Below are 14,096 nucleotides of genomic sequence, written 5' to 3'. Positions count from 1 at the left end.
GGGATTTTAGAAAACATTGAATCGCTCACGAAAGCACAACGAAAAAAATAGAAGAGGAAATCGAGATGCTGCACTTGTGTAGAAAACTTGCAACCATTCATTGTGAGGTTGATATTCAATGTACACTTGAAGAGTCTTTCTTTGCCATTAACGAGGAAAAAATGGTGAAAAAATTTGCAGAACTAGAGTTAAAAAACTTAGACAACATTTTGTTGTAGGAAAGCAGCTTGAACGTATTTGTTCAAGCTGCTTTTTATATACTTAATTGTTTTCTTCTATCCATTTATCAGAAGGCAAGAAGAAGGTTAAGATTCCTATTAATGGGAGAGCTACCGTGAATAAGATCGTATTTGTCAGCCCGATTGCATCAGCCAAGAGACCAAGGCCAATAGAACCTACAGCTCCCATTCCAAAGGCTAGACCGACGATCAGGCCTGATACCATTCCGATTCTCCCAGGAACTAGTTCTTGAGCATATACAACAGATACAGAGAAGCTCGATAAAATAATAAATCCAATAATGGCTATTAAGGGATAAATAAAAATGGTTCCAACATGTGGGAGTAATAGCGTAAGTGGAGCTGACCCAAGCATCGATAGCATAATGATGTTTCGTTTACCAAAGCGGTCAGCTAATGGCCCACCTGCAAATGTGCCAATGGCTCCAAAGGCTAAAAAGATAAATAAGTAAACTTGTGCTTGCCCAATCGACATATGATATTTTTCAATCAAATAAAAAGCATAGAAGTTAGTCATACCAGCATGAAACCATGAGCGCGCAAAGACTAAGAAGACGAGCAAGCATATGGCCATTATGATCGTTTTTTTCTTCTGGCTATTGTTCTCTGTTTTGTTTCTGACGTTCTTTTTGGCAGTAAAGATTGTGGTTTGGCTAATTTGAACGGAATACCATTTGGCAATATAAAAAAGAAGACCAATCGCAACGGCTGCTAAAATGGTAAACCATATTGAACCAAACTGTCCAAGTGGGACAAGGATCAGTGCTGTAATTAACGGCGCTAAAGCCTGACCTGCATTTCCTCCAACTTGGTAAATGGATTGAGCTAGACCACGTCGAGGACCGGCTGCCATATAAGCGACTCGCGAACCTTCAGGGTGAAAGGTTGCCGAACCTAGTCCAATAAAGATGACAGAAAGGACGACAAATAAAAAAGAAGGAGCAAAAGCAATTCCTAGCACACCTATAAATGTAAAACAAAGACCAATTGGTAATGCATAAGGAGAGGGCTTTCTGTCTGTAAAGGTCCCGACTAATGGCTGGATAAGGGATGATGTCAAGTTAAGCGAAAAGGCAATAAGACCAAGCTGTGTAAAAGTCAGTCCCATCGATTGCTGCAATATAGGGAACATTGCAGGAACGAGAGATTGGATGGTGTCGTTTAAGAGATGGACAAATCCAATAATAAATAAGATTCGATACGCTGTTTTTTGTTCAGGTAAATGTGTATCGATTTGTTTTTGCTGAGCTTGCATTTTGTTCGTCCTTCTTTCTATACACTAAATATTTACATAAATTATATCATGTTACATGGTCGTTAGAACGCTAATATTGGAAAAAATATAGAAAGGAGTCTTTCGGCAACATTTGGGAGTGTGAGTATGATTCACATAAGCGAGAGGGGAAGGTTTTGGTCATCGATGACATGAGAAAAAGAAGCCCTTCTTAAGCGGTATGAAGATCCGAAATGGTTAAAGAGAATAAGGAAAAGGGGTTGTCTCAAAAGGTCGATTTTGATCTTTTGAGACAACCCCGAAGATGTTAAGAGAAGCTCTTGGCTAGAAAGATGCAAATTCCTTCACCAATGCCTCTAGAAAGTAAAAATTACTGATCCTCTTCGACTTTCTCTTAATTGAGGCGCTTATGTTTCCACATCATGTATCGGTAGCGGATTGTGCATCCAATACAAAATCCAAGTAAAGCAATACCTGCTGCTAATAGGACCATAATGCTGAATAAATAACCAAGAGATATAAACCCTAGATTGAAAAATAGCAGTGATAGACCGAGACAAATAGTAGCAATCCATTGATTAAAAAGTTGCTGATCAGAATCTTCGAGAATGTACTGATCCTTAGGCTTCTTTAGAAAGTTTTTTACTACTTCTATAATCATATTACGTTTTGTCACAAGTGAAATCACACCGTTTGTAAATGGAATAAGCAATAGCCACTTAGAAAACAGTAAGCTTAGAAGCACAGTTATGACGATGAACAATTGATTAGCCTGAACAAGTGGTTTAGGAATGCCCATTAAAACAACCTCCTTACTTATCTCTATTATATAACATAGGTTTGAGCTGTGCATTTATTAGATTAACGAAAAAGGTAAAAAAATAGAAGTTAAGGGAATGTTTTTAAGACGTTCGGCAATAATATACTTGGCTAAGGAGGTGATACGAATGGCAAAGCGTAACAAAAACAATAATAACAACAATAACAACAACAATAATGTTGAAGTGGAAAATGCAAATGTTGAATTTGCAGAAGAGAATGATGCTCAAGATTTAAACAACCGCAATAACAACCGTAAGAATCGTAAAAACAACAAATAATAACATAGCTAATACCATTTTACACATAGTACGACAAAAGACCCTCGGTAATTTCGAGGGTCTTTACTTATAGAGAAAAACATTTCCAGTAAGGAAAATACATAAGTCAGTCAAGATTACACACGATAGGTAGTACCAAGAGCAAAGCGAGGTGATAAGAAATGGCAAACAATAGTAGCAATAAGCTTGTCGTACCAGGAGTAGAGCAAGCGCTAGATCAGATGAAATATGAAATTGCACAAGAGTTTGGTGTTCAACTTGGCTCGGATTCAACGTCTCGTTCAAATGGGTCTGTTGGTGGTGAGATTACTAAGCGTCTTGTTCAACAAGCTGAACAGCAGTTTGGTGGTTTTCAAAAATAAATAAACATGGCATGCAGCTTAAACAAAATGTTTAAGCTGCTTTTTGTAGTGCCCTGCTAAGAAGATAAGGGTGTCTCAAAGGCAAAATTAGACCTTTGAGACACCCCTTTGAACGAATGTGTATCCATCTTTACCGAGTTAAACTGACCAATGCTCTCTAGCTCAGGCTTCCAAGATTTAGCTCTAATTCTTAGCTTAATCCATGATCTTTTTCTGAGATCTCAGAAAGAGCTTCGCCAGCTTCATTTTCATAAATGTTCTGTGTAGCTAAATCGCCAATGGCAACCATACCAACAATTTTCCCGTTTTCTACAACCGGTAATCGGCGAATTTGGTGAGCAGCCATCATGTTGGCTGCTTCGTGAGGGTCAGTGGTTGGAGAAGCTACAGTTAAATTGGTTGACATGCATTCTTCCACGGAAGCATGTGTATCATCTCCATCAGCTGTAGCACGAATTGTAATATCTCTGTCTGTAATAATCCCTGCAAGTTGCCCATTTTTGACAACAGGGATTGAGCCGATATTATGAGACTTCATCATCGCAGCCGCTTCTTGAATAGATTGAGAAGCATCAATTGTGATGACATCTGTTGACATAATTTCAGTTAGATTTTGTGCCATGTTAAACACTCCTTTCAAATGAAAGTATCTGTTAAGAAGACTTATTTATGCATGGTTGACAAAATGGTATGATAAAAATAAATCTTTACACTTTTAAACTAGGGAGAGTTGCTAGAAAATGGAAGATAAATTATATTATAGTGATGCTTATTTACAACAATTTCACGCGGAAATGTTGAAACAAGAACAAGATGAAAATGGCAACTGGTACATTGTACTTAGTGAAACGGCATTTTATCCAACTGGAGGTGGACAGCCAAATGATATAGGGTACCTTGAAAATATGCCTGTTATAGGCGTTGAAGAAATGGACAAAGAAATTCGCCATTATGTAACGGCACCTATAGAAAAAAAAGATTTGATACAGGGGAGAATCAATTGGCAAAGGCGTTTTGATCATATGCAGCAGCATGCTGGTCAACATATTTTATCCGCTGCTTTTGCAAAATTATTTGATTTTCAAACGGTAAGTTTTCATTTAGGGAAAGACATAGCAACCATTGACCTGTCAGTTTCTGAGTTACATGAAGCCAAAGTGAAAGAAGCTGTTCACTTAGCAAACAACATCATCTTGGAAAACCTTCCGATTGAAACGAAATGGGCAACGACAGAAGAACTTAGTCAATATCAACTAAGGAAAGCGCCCTCTGTAACCGAAGACATTCGCCTTGTTCTCATTCCCGGTTATGATGACAATGCCTGCGGTGGAACACACCCAAGAACAACGGGGGAAGTAAGGGCGATCAAAGTTCTAAATTGGGAGAAGCAAAAGAAACATATCCGAGTTCAATTTGTTTGTGGAAATCGAGTTTTACATCAATTTGATGAAAAGCAGTCAACCTTGCTTACCTTAACCGACTTACTCAGTGCACCAGAACAGGAACTTCCACAAACGATAAAGAGAAAAATAGCCAAAGAAAAAGAATTAGAGAAATCAATTGAAAAGCTTAAAGAAAAATTGATTTCTTATGAGGCGGAAGAATTAATTAGCTTAGATGAACGAATAATCGGGCGTACATATGAAGATCGATCGATAAAAGAATTACAGCAGTTAGCACAAAAAATAACAGAGGTAGCCCCTAGGTGTGCAGTTTTCTTCGTTTCAAAAAATAAGGAACGACTACAAGTTGTGGCTGCTAAAGGAAAAGAATCGAACATAAACTGTAAGAAGCCTGTATTGGATGCTTTGCCAAGTATTTCCGGAAAAGGTGGGGGAAGCGAAGTGCTAGTACAAGGTGGTGGAGTCTCAACAATGGAGTCCGATCAATTTTTATCATTAGTTCTTGAACAAGTATGATCCCGTTTGGTGCAATAAGTAAGTCCATTATCAAGTCCAACTAAGAGGAGTGGGAGTGGGAAAATGGCATTGAAAAAACAGTTTGCTGTTATTGGATTAGGTCGATTTGGAGGCAGCATTTGTAAAGAGTTATACAAAATGGGGCACCAAGTATTAGCTATTGATAATCGGGACCATAAAGTGAATGAATTTGCGGCATTTGCTACTCATGCAGTTATTGCAGATTCAACAGATGAGAAAGCTTTGAAATCTTTAGGAATTAGAAATTTCGAATACGTTATTGTTGCTATTGGTGATAATATTCAAACAAGTATTTTAACAACGCTCTTATTAAAAGAAATGAATGTCCCGAATGTTTGGGTGAAAGCCCAGAGTGATTATCATCATAAAGTTTTAGAAAAAATCGGAGCAGATCGCATTATTCATCCTGAGCATGATATGGGAATTAGAATCGCTCAACATTTACATTCGGAGAAAATCGTCGATTATATTGAATTATCAGAGGAATATAGCATTGTCGAATTATTAGCGACCACAAAGATTCATAATAAATCGCTAGTTGATCTGAACATACGGGCAAAGTACGGTTGTACGATTTTAGCGATTAAACGAGCAGAACGCATCAATGTATCCCCATTACCTAATGAAATCATTCAACAAGGCGATATGTTAGTGGTGATTGGACATAAAAATGATCTCGAGCGTTTTGAAGAAGAGGGGATGTAAAACTGGTTTATAAGGTCGCGCGAAAAAAGCTTATTCTCAAAGTGATTTTTATAGCAAGAGAAAACACATGCACTTGTTTTAGAAAAACCTAATCAAAACACCTGGACAGCAGAAATGCTAACCAGGTGTTTTAATTGACATCACAGAAAGAGCAACCCAAAAATAGTTGATAACGTAAGCGCGATAATTACAGGGATGAAGCTCTTTCGAACGAGATCCAAAACCGATATCTTCGCAAAACCTGCAATGGCAATAATAGGTGACCATGCAACCAATGTACCTCCACCTACCCAAATGGCTCCCATCTGACCAATTGCTGCTAATGTGGCAGGTTCAATTCCCACGGACGTAGCAAAAGCATCTGAAAGTGAACCAATTAATGGCAGTCCTGAAAATCCTGAACCATCTAAACCTGATACCATTCCGAGTAAGAGGATACCAAATCCTGTAATAAAAGCGTTATCTGGGATCGCATGTTGACTCGCCTCTACTAAGTCAAATAAAAAAGCAGGCGCTTGATCCGAATCACTTATTCCTAAAATACTCGCAGAAAATTCGCCACTTCCCATAAAAAAGAAACCAGCTATCGGAATAACTAACCCCATAACTTTAAAGGCAAAAACGAATCCTTTTACAAGATGATCACTAACTTCTTTAAGGGATTTACGATAATTTCGAAAAAGGGATATAGCAATTAACATTAAAGTCGCAATACCGCCAATGATTGCTGCTCCTGCCCCATCTGCTATTGCTGGAATAGTATCAGAAAATGTAGCGAGGACAACATAAACAACAATAGCCAAAAAAGAAGATGGAACAAGAAAGGCAAAAACTTTGCTATATGCTCCTTTTCTTACTTCAATTTCTTCAGATTGTAAAGAGACTTCATTTTCATCACTTTTTTCCCAAGCAATTACATTTTTCTTTGCTGGAAGAACAATCGATTTTCTGATCATAAAATAAGCGATCGTTAATGCGATGATACCTGTAATGATAGATAAAATGAAAGCTTTATCGGCAACAACTGCAGCTTCCATTCCAGAAGTTGAGGCTGTTAAACCCGGTGCGACTTGAAGAACAAAGTCAGATGATAAAGCCATCCCATGACCTGCTAATGATATAGCTAGAGCCGCACCAATTGGTGGCAAACCAGCTTTGATTGCAACAGGAATGAGCAATGCTCCAATGAGCGGTACAGCAGGGGCAGGCCAGAAAAATAGTGAAACTGAATACGTGACGAAGACGAGAATCCAAAACGATAGGTGACCATTTTTCATCACCTTTTGAAACGGAATGACCATTTGTTCATCTGCCCCTATCGACTTTAGCGACTGAAGCAATGCGGTCATAATAGCAATGATGAGAAAGATATGAAAGAGCTCTCCGGCTGCAGTTAAACTTGCATTAAAAATAGCTTGAACCCCACTTAAAAAAGAACCGTTGTACACCCAACCGATGACGAAGCTCATTAGTATGGCAGGGACTACCACATTTTGTCTGAACAACATGGTTACAATAATTAAGCAAGTTCCCGCTAAATATAACCAGTGTGCAATTGTTAATTCCATTGTTCTAATCTCCTTTTTACGGATTTTAGAAGAAACGATACCATCGTATGCATTTGCCTAATAAGATGTGAAGAAGGCACTAGAGGACTATAGGACACAACAACGAAACAATGGTATAATTTGAAACGTTATTTATGTTTTAAGTAGAGGAACTAGGTGAGTTATATATGGATTTTACAATTAATTATTTATCTTTTTTTGTCGTTCAAGTCGATGGGCAAGGAGAGCAAGCAGACAAGCAGTTTAAACATTATCAAACATTAGATGAAGCGATGTACATAGATAGTGCGTTAAAAGACTTTCTTGATGGTGAATTAATGAAAGTAGCGAAAAGGAAGGTAGAAAGAAATCCAAAATCGGAATCCGTTCCTACCAAAATCGGTCGGTTCATTGTTGAACCAGGCTATGATCTAGAAACGAATCCTAATTATAATATGATTCATCGCATTCGCTCGGCAGAATCTTTAGAAATGTTCAAAAATAGCAGCGAAGAGTTGGTGCGGGCATATATGGATACAAGTGCTATAAGAGGAGGGGCATTACTTGTACTTCGAGCGAAATTCAATAAATACTTCGATGAGCCATTTGTTTTTGTTTTAAAATGCGACTTTGAACAAAAAGTAGCAACAATAACAGATGAAAAAACGATGATTCGAAACGTTGAGCGAGCCATTACAACGAAAAATATGAAATCAATCCAATACCCCTACATGCCGGAAGAAGGCATGCTTGAGGAGTGGGAGCTGAAGATTCATCAGTCGTCTCATGCAAGGTATTTTGAGGATTTCTTAAAATTTGTTGAGTACCATCAATCCGTTCCTGAAATCGTTAAGAATCAAGTTGTGCAAATGGCTCAACAGCATATTGCTGAAACGTATCAGGAGGAAAGTCCTGAAAGGGTTCAAGAAGAGGAGTACATCGAAGCTTGGTCAAACACACCTGTCAGAGAGATGCAGGAGAAATGGACACCAGAGCAGGTTGTTGAAGCATCTGCCCCAATCATTGAACATCAGCCAGAAATTCCGTTGAAGCTCAAACTAGACCATATTGATGTGAAGGCGATGTTGTCAGACTTTGGGGAATCGCTCCATATTGCGAAGGTAAATGGTAGGTATGTCATTGTGATTGAAGGAGATGCTTTTACGTTTGAGAAAGGTGTTTCTCCAGTAGAGTTTTTGAAGCCGGAGCCTTTGGATGATGTGTTGAAGAAGATTAGAAGATAATGGTTTGAAACGAATAATAGTGTATCGTATGGTTTGACATTTAGTAGGCTAGTGCATACAGTTGAAAGTAAGTTATTTCCTTTTGGAAATGTGAAAGCAGTTGGAAAAGATATAGAGTAGGAGTGTGATTAATTTGACAAAAATCGTTATTATTTCAGGCGGGCCATCAAAAACAACTAGGTTAAAAGGAATTATTGATTATGCCCAAAGTGTGTTAAGTGAGCAAGGAATGGATGTAGAGCAATTGCATGTAATTGATATTCCTGCAGAAGACTTAATATTAGCTAAATTTAACAGTGAAGCCATTTTAGCAGCTAATAAAAAAGTAGAAGAAGCAGATGCAGTTATTGTCGCGAGCCAAGTTTATAAAGCTTCTTTTACAGGGATTTTAAAAACATACTTAGACTTACTCCCACAAAAAGGGCTAGAGAATAAAATTGTATTGCCTCTTATGCTAGGTGGAACAACCTCACATTTATTAGCCATTGATTACAGCTTGAAACCTGTACTCGCTTCTTTAGGAGCAGAAAATATCATAAAAGGTGTCTTTACATTAGATACGTGTGTAACTAGAGGTGAAGATGGAAGTACGGCGATCGAGCAAGAAGCGAAAGAACGATTAGAGGCTTCTTTCAATAAGTTGGTAAAAGAATTGAATAAACAATAATCTTATATCCTTTAAAGAACGAACGTCAGCCTACAGTTCGTTCTTTTTTGTGTTTTGTTTAGAAAGTTCACATAGAAAGACAACGCTCGTGCAAAAACTATAAAAAATAATAAGGGAGTGACAAGGAAATGCCTATGTTTTTTGGACAGTCAGGTATTAGCACAGGGAGTTATCAGCTACCATTAATAGGTCTTATTGACGCAAATTCCGATGGAGAAATAAAAGGTGAGCATGATGCTTATGACATATTTGTTAATGAAGAATTTGTTGGGAAAAAGTTACTTCTAACTCAATCTGAAAACGTAGATGATGTTGTTCATTTTTTAAAACAACAAGGAGTGCAACAGGTTTTTGGTCAATTAGACGGAGATCATTATGTCATTCATTCAGAGGAGTCAGAGCGGGTAAAACAAATTTTAGATACTTACTTACAAAATCGCTAAAGGAAGAAGTTGTACCTAAAAAGGATCTGCTTAAAGGCTGCCTAAAAAGTAAAAATTGGAGGCTTCTGAAAAAGGTGAAAATCGAACCTTTTTTTAGAAGCCTTTCTAATTACTTACTTGGCCAAGCCTCTTCATTTAGTAGGCTCGGAGGTTTTTGCCCAGCTAATGCAGCACATAAATTTTGAGCTGCTAATTTTGACATTCGGTATTCACATTCTGTTGTAGAAGAACCAATATGTGGCAAAGTAACGATGTTTTTTAACGATAATAATGGATTGTTTGGGTCAGTTGGTTCTGTTGTGAACACATCAATACCAGCTGCATAAATTTCTTTATTGATTAGAGCATCATAAAGAGCCTCTTCATCCACATTTTTGCCGCGTGATCCATTAATAAAAATAGCACTATTTTTCATTGCTCTAAACTCATTTTGCCCTATCATTTTTTCTGTTTCTTTTGTTGCTGGGATCATCAAACAGACAAAATCCGATTGGGCCAGAAGATCATTTAGTTCACAATATGTCGCACCAAACGTTCTTTCGGCTTCTAGATTTCTTGAGCGGTTATGATAAAGAATGTTCATTCCGAATCCAAAATGGGCTCTTTGGGCAATGGCTTGACCAATATTTCCTAACCCAATGATGCCTAGTGTTTTGTGATGGACATCTACTCCATATTGATTCGGTTGGAGAGATATATTCCATTGACCGGACTTCACATAATAATCTAATTCAGGTATTCGCCGAGCGGTAGCAATAAGAAGTCCAAAAATCGCATCCGCTGTTGTTTCATTTAAAATACCTGGAGTGTTTGTAGCCATGATTTTTCGTTTCGTAAGCTCTTTGATATCTAAATTATCATAACCAACCGATACATTCGACACAACCTTTAGATTTGGAGCAACATCTAGTATCTCTTTTGTTACTTTCAATGCTAACCCAATAATGCCATCTGCTTCTTTGAGAGCATTGTCAAAGGCTGGGTTTCCTAGATATTCATGATGTTGAAAACAGGTAACATCGAAATGCTTTTCCAACTCTTTGACAACTCGGTCGTCAACCCTCATGTAAACAATTATTTTTGGTTTCATATGTATCTCCTTTCGATCGCAATCAATATAGTAAACATTAACATAAATGCCCTATGGCCACCAATGTTAATGTTCGAAAAACGGGAAAATATGGTATTCTATTATAAGAAGAGACTAATATAGTGGGAGGAAAAAGAATGGGATTATTCGATGGGCTAATGGGAAATGCATCCGAAGTCAGCATTTCAGAAGTTGAGAAAGAGTTTTCAAAAATCCTTACAAATAATGAAAGAATTGAAAAGGCTTATAAACTTATTCGTGACTTGTTTATTTTTACAAACAAACGTCTTATTCTTGTAGACAAACAAGGGGTTACAGGAAAAAAAGTTGAGCTTCACTCTATTCCGTATAAAAACATTACTCACTTTAGTGTTGAAACGGCTGGGAACTTTGATTTGGATGCCGAATTGAAGATTTGGATATCAGGCAGTGCAACACCTCTTGAAAAGCAATTCAATAAGAGCTTAAATATCTATGAAGTTCAAAGTGTACTAGCTGATTATGTTCTTTCGGAGTGAAATAGGTATATAGTTCTAATATTCACTAAAATGTTTTACTTTTTCCACTATTGCTATATACTAGAAATGTAAGATAAAACTTAATAGGATAACTAGGGGAGTCCAATGAGTTGGGCTGAGAAACAAGAACGATAAAGATTGTTGACCCTTTGGACCTGATCTGGCTCATACCAGCGTGGGGAAGTTTAAGAGAATTTTTTGTTGACTATACTTCTATCAATTAGCCGGGTCCAAACCATTTGTTTGGTTCCGGCTTTTTTATGTATCTTCAAGCTTCCTTCCTTTTCATGGTCTAGATTTTGTCCTTTCTATTTCAAAAGGAGAGAGATCAATGTCCACACCTTCATTAAATGAGAAAAACATTTCCATTATGTCTAGCTTTTCTGGCAGTAAAAAAGTATATGTCCAAGGCTCAAGGTCTGACATTCAAGTGCCTATGCGAGAAATTGAATTAAGTCCAACAACTGGGACGGTTGGAGAAGAGGAAAATCCGCCCGTTCGCGTATATGACACCAGTGGTCCATACACAGATCATCATTATAACGTTGATATAACAAAAGGGCTTCCTGCTCTTCGTAGCAAGTGGATTCAAGAACGAAATGATGTGGAAGAGTACGAAGGGCGTAAAATTAAACCAGAGGATAATGGCTACATATCGGCCGATGATCCACGCCTTAATTCTCAAATCTTCCCTCAGTTAAAAAGAAAACCGTTGCGTGCGAAAAACGGTCAAAATGTAACGCAGCTTCATTATGCAAAAAAAGGCATCATCACACCTGAAATGGAGTTTATATCCATAAGAGAAAATCTTGACCCTGAGTTCGTTCGTTTAGAGGTAGCTAGTGGTAGGGCGATTATTCCAGCCAACATTAATCATCCGGAAACGGAGCCGATGATTATTGGACGGAATTTCCACGTTAAAATTAATGCGAATATTGGGAATTCTGCGGTATCTTCTTCGATAGAAGAAGAGGTAGAAAAGATGACTTGGGCGACTCGGTGGGGCGCTGATACGATGATGGATTTATCAACTGGAAAAAACATTCATACAACTCGTGAATGGATCGTTCGGAATTCTGCTGTTCCTGTTGGAACAGTTCCGCTGTACCAAGCGCTTGAAAAAGTAAATGGAATTGCAGAGGATTTAACGTGGGAAGTATATCGCGATACGTTGATCGAGCAAGCTGAGCAAGGAGTGGATTACTTTACCATTCATGCAGGTGTTCTTATGCGATATGTTCCATTAACGGTAAAACGTCTAACGGGGATCGTTTCTCGAGGTGGATCAATTATGGCACAGTGGTGTTTATATCATCATGAAGAGAATTTCTTATATACGCACTTTGAAGAAATTTGCGAGATTATGAAAACATATGATATTGCGTTTTCACTAGGAGATGGATTACGTCCGGGGTCTATTGCTGACGCCAATGATGAGGCACAATTTGCCGAATTAGAAACTCTTGGAGAATTAACAAAGATTGCTTGGGAGCATGATGTTCAAGTGATGGTCGAAGGACCAGGGCATGTTCCAATGCATTTAATTAAAGAAAATATGGATAAACAACTAGAAATGTGTCATGAAGCCCCATTTTATACATTAGGGCCATTAACTACTGATATTGCTCCAGGGTATGACCATATCACATCAGCTATTGGTGCGGCGATGATTGGCTGGTTTGGTACAGCAATGCTATGTTATGTCACTCCAAAAGAACATTTAGGATTGCCAAACCGTGACGATGTTCGTGAGGGTGTCATTACGTATAAAATTGCTGCTCATGCTGCTGATTTAGCGAAAGGCCATCCAGGTGCAAGAGTACGAGATGATGCCTTGTCAAAAGCGCGTTTTGAATTCCGCTGGAGGGACCAATTTAACCTAGCATTAGATCCAGAGCGTGCACTCGAATACCATGATGAAACCTTGCCTGCTGAAGGGGCAAAAACCGCTCATTTTTGCTCCATGTGTGGACCGAAGTTTTGTAGTATGAGGATATCTCACGACATTCGTCAATATGCAAAAGAGAACAAGCTGGAGACGAGCGAAGCGATTGAAAAGGGTTTACAGGAAAAGGCAGAGCAATTCAAAAAATCTGGAGGAACGATTTATCAGTAGCTGTATAGAGGAGGTTTCCAATGAAAGTTGTCGAGATCCAAAGTAAAATTCAAGATTTAAGAGATCAACTTATTTTTTGGGAGAACCATCTAAAGGATGTACAATCAAACTGTGATCATCACTTTGAAGGCGAATCATTGTATCAGAAGTGTACGAAGTGCCAAAAAGTAGTGGCCTTATATTACTAGTTTAGGAGAGTATTAATGTCTATTAGTTTATAGTAAACGACTACATTCGGTATTTGACTAAATATACAGATCTAATAAAGAGGTACAAAAGGATTACTCCCCTTGTACCTCTTTTAACTTGATACGCTCTTTGGAAGTGAAAACTCTAGAACGTGTTAGGAATCGCTTCCCCTCAGGTCCTTCCAAAGAGAACATTCCTCCTCGCCCTTTTACTACATCGATAATAAGCTGAGTATGCTTCCAATATTCATACTGAGCAGAACTAATATAAAAAGGGGAATCACCTATTTCTCCAAGAAGCGTATCGCTATCTCCAACTATAAATTCATTTTGTGCATAGCACATGGGGGAGCTACCATCGCAGCATCCGCCAGATTGGTGGAACATAAGTGGGCCGTGTTTCTTTTTTAAGAAATCAATGAACTCAAGTGCTTCTTTTGTGGCTGTCACTTTCTTTACCATTGGTCCCTCCTTTCACATCGTTTTAATTTGAACGAAAAAGGAAGCGAGTCTTTAATTGGAAATAGTGCGACCATGTTTGCGATGGCTCCCCACGCCGTGCGCCTTTTGAGAAGGTCGCTCAAAAGGTTTAAAAGATTACGGAGGTTACGCTCATCGCTTCAATTGAGCAAGAATTAAGATCGCCATTAGATGGAAATAGTGCGACCATGTTTGCGATGGCTGCACACGCCGTGCGCCTTTT

At 38.3% G+C, this 14,096-nt stretch carries 17 protein-coding genes and 1 riboswitch; of the genes, 11 read left to right on the top strand and 6 right to left on the bottom strand.

Annotated elements, in window-relative coordinates:
• Positions 1 to 65 precede the first annotated feature (65 nt).
• Positions 66 to 218, top strand: coding sequence for a hypothetical protein (locus LQ50_RS25620; protein ID WP_161784720.1), 153 nt, complete (start codon positions 66 to 68; stop codon positions 216 to 218).
• A gap of 43 nt (positions 219 to 261) precedes the next feature.
• On the opposite strand, the gene LQ50_RS23420 is transcribed toward LQ50_RS25620, so the two are convergent.
• A complete protein-coding gene (locus LQ50_RS23420) occupies positions 262 to 1,494 on the bottom strand; it encodes an MFS transporter (protein WP_034634062.1) in 1,233 nt (410 codons plus the stop codon).
• A gap of 373 nt (positions 1,495 to 1,867) precedes the next feature.
• Positions 1,868 to 2,272 (bottom strand): DUF4395 domain-containing protein, encoded by a 405-nt coding sequence (locus tag LQ50_RS23415; protein WP_034634061.1) that lies wholly within the window; start codon positions 2,270 to 2,272, stop codon positions 1,868 to 1,870.
• Between the two features lie 148 nt (positions 2,273 to 2,420).
• Here LQ50_RS23415 and LQ50_RS25865 point away from each other — a divergent pair, with 148 nt between their 5' ends.
• Both LQ50_RS25865 and LQ50_RS23410 read left to right on the top strand, forming a co-directional pair.
• On the top strand, positions 2,421 to 2,573 hold the full coding sequence (locus tag LQ50_RS25865; protein WP_202595413.1) for a hypothetical protein: 153 nt from the start codon (positions 2,421 to 2,423) through the stop codon (positions 2,571 to 2,573).
• A 161-nt stretch (positions 2,574 to 2,734) separates the two neighbouring features.
• Positions 2,735 to 2,935: an alpha/beta-type small acid-soluble spore protein gene (locus LQ50_RS23410; RefSeq protein WP_034634059.1), complete on the top strand. Its 201-nt coding sequence runs from the start codon at positions 2,735 to 2,737 to the stop codon at positions 2,933 to 2,935.
• A gap of 190 nt (positions 2,936 to 3,125) precedes the next feature.
• Here LQ50_RS23410 and LQ50_RS23405 read toward each other — a convergent pair whose 3' ends face one another.
• The gene (locus LQ50_RS23405) at positions 3,126 to 3,557 is read right to left on the bottom strand and encodes a CBS domain-containing protein (RefSeq protein ID WP_034634057.1); all 432 of its coding nucleotides are present in this window, start codon (positions 3,555 to 3,557) and stop codon (positions 3,126 to 3,128) included.
• Positions 3,558 to 3,675: 118 nt separating this feature from the next.
• On the opposite strand from LQ50_RS23405, the gene LQ50_RS23400 reads away from it, so the two are divergent.
• Together LQ50_RS23400 and LQ50_RS23395 are read left to right on the top strand one after the other, a co-directional pair.
• Positions 3,676 to 4,854, top strand: a complete 1,179-nt coding sequence (locus tag LQ50_RS23400; RefSeq protein WP_034634055.1) for a serine-tRNA(Ala) deacylase AlaX — start codon at positions 3,676 to 3,678, stop codon at positions 4,852 to 4,854.
• A 63-nt stretch (positions 4,855 to 4,917) separates the two neighbouring features.
• Complete coding sequence (locus tag LQ50_RS23395) at positions 4,918 to 5,580, top strand: potassium channel family protein (RefSeq protein WP_034634053.1); 663 nt, start codon at positions 4,918 to 4,920, stop codon at positions 5,578 to 5,580.
• A 140-nt stretch (positions 5,581 to 5,720) separates the two neighbouring features.
• Here the strand turns inward: LQ50_RS23395 and LQ50_RS23390 are convergent, their stop codons facing one another.
• Entirely contained in the window at positions 5,721 to 7,148 is a 1,428-nt protein-coding gene (locus LQ50_RS23390; protein ID WP_034634052.1) for a hypothetical protein, read from the bottom strand.
• A gap of 167 nt (positions 7,149 to 7,315) precedes the next feature.
• Between LQ50_RS23390 and LQ50_RS23385 the strand changes: the two genes are divergently transcribed.
• The 3 genes from LQ50_RS23385 (at position 7,316) to LQ50_RS23375 (ending at position 9,481) form a co-directional block, all read left to right on the top strand.
• Positions 7,316 to 8,371, top strand: coding sequence for a DUF3900 domain-containing protein (locus LQ50_RS23385; RefSeq protein WP_034634050.1), 1,056 nt, complete (start codon positions 7,316 to 7,318; stop codon positions 8,369 to 8,371).
• Between the two features lie 133 nt (positions 8,372 to 8,504).
• Complete coding sequence (ssuE, locus tag LQ50_RS23380) at positions 8,505 to 9,038, top strand: NADPH-dependent FMN reductase (protein ID WP_034634049.1); 534 nt, start codon at positions 8,505 to 8,507, stop codon at positions 9,036 to 9,038.
• Positions 9,039 to 9,166: 128 nt separating this feature from the next.
• Positions 9,167 to 9,481, top strand: a complete 315-nt coding sequence (locus LQ50_RS23375) for a hypothetical protein (RefSeq protein ID WP_052144932.1) — start codon at positions 9,167 to 9,169, stop codon at positions 9,479 to 9,481.
• Between the two features lie 109 nt (positions 9,482 to 9,590).
• On the opposite strand, the gene LQ50_RS23370 is transcribed toward LQ50_RS23375, so the two are convergent.
• A complete protein-coding gene (locus tag LQ50_RS23370; RefSeq protein WP_034634048.1) occupies positions 9,591 to 10,571 on the bottom strand; it encodes a 2-hydroxyacid dehydrogenase in 981 nt (326 codons plus the stop codon).
• A 137-nt stretch (positions 10,572 to 10,708) separates the two neighbouring features.
• On the opposite strand from LQ50_RS23370, the gene LQ50_RS23365 reads away from it, so the two are divergent.
• From LQ50_RS23365 to LQ50_RS23355, 3 genes are all read left to right on the top strand, one after another.
• The gene (locus tag LQ50_RS23365; protein WP_034634047.1) at positions 10,709 to 11,089 is read left to right on the top strand and encodes a PH domain-containing protein; all 381 of its coding nucleotides are present in this window, start codon (positions 10,709 to 10,711) and stop codon (positions 11,087 to 11,089) included.
• An 84-nt stretch (positions 11,090 to 11,173) separates the two neighbouring features.
• A riboswitch (TPP riboswitch) is annotated at positions 11,174 to 11,288 on the top strand.
• Positions 11,289 to 11,420: 132 nt separating this feature from the next.
• Positions 11,421 to 13,205, top strand: coding sequence for a phosphomethylpyrimidine synthase ThiC (gene thiC / locus LQ50_RS23360; RefSeq protein ID WP_034634046.1), 1,785 nt, complete (start codon positions 11,421 to 11,423; stop codon positions 13,203 to 13,205).
• Positions 13,206 to 13,225: 20 nt separating this feature from the next.
• The gene (locus LQ50_RS23355; RefSeq protein WP_034634045.1) at positions 13,226 to 13,393 is read left to right on the top strand and encodes a hypothetical protein; all 168 of its coding nucleotides are present in this window, start codon (positions 13,226 to 13,228) and stop codon (positions 13,391 to 13,393) included.
• Positions 13,394 to 13,486: 93 nt separating this feature from the next.
• On the opposite strand, the gene LQ50_RS23350 is transcribed toward LQ50_RS23355, so the two are convergent.
• Positions 13,487 to 13,855 (bottom strand): DUF779 domain-containing protein, encoded by a 369-nt coding sequence (locus LQ50_RS23350; RefSeq protein ID WP_034634043.1) that lies wholly within the window; start codon positions 13,853 to 13,855, stop codon positions 13,487 to 13,489.
• Positions 13,856 to 14,096: the final 241 nt, after the last annotated feature.

Origin of the sequence: Halalkalibacter okhensis, assembly GCF_000787375.1 — a bacterium.
GTDB classification, from domain to species: Bacteria; Bacillota; Bacilli; order Bacillales; family Bacillaceae_D; genus Halalkalibacter; species Halalkalibacter okhensis.
This window is presented reverse-complemented; position numbering and strand designations above follow the sequence as displayed.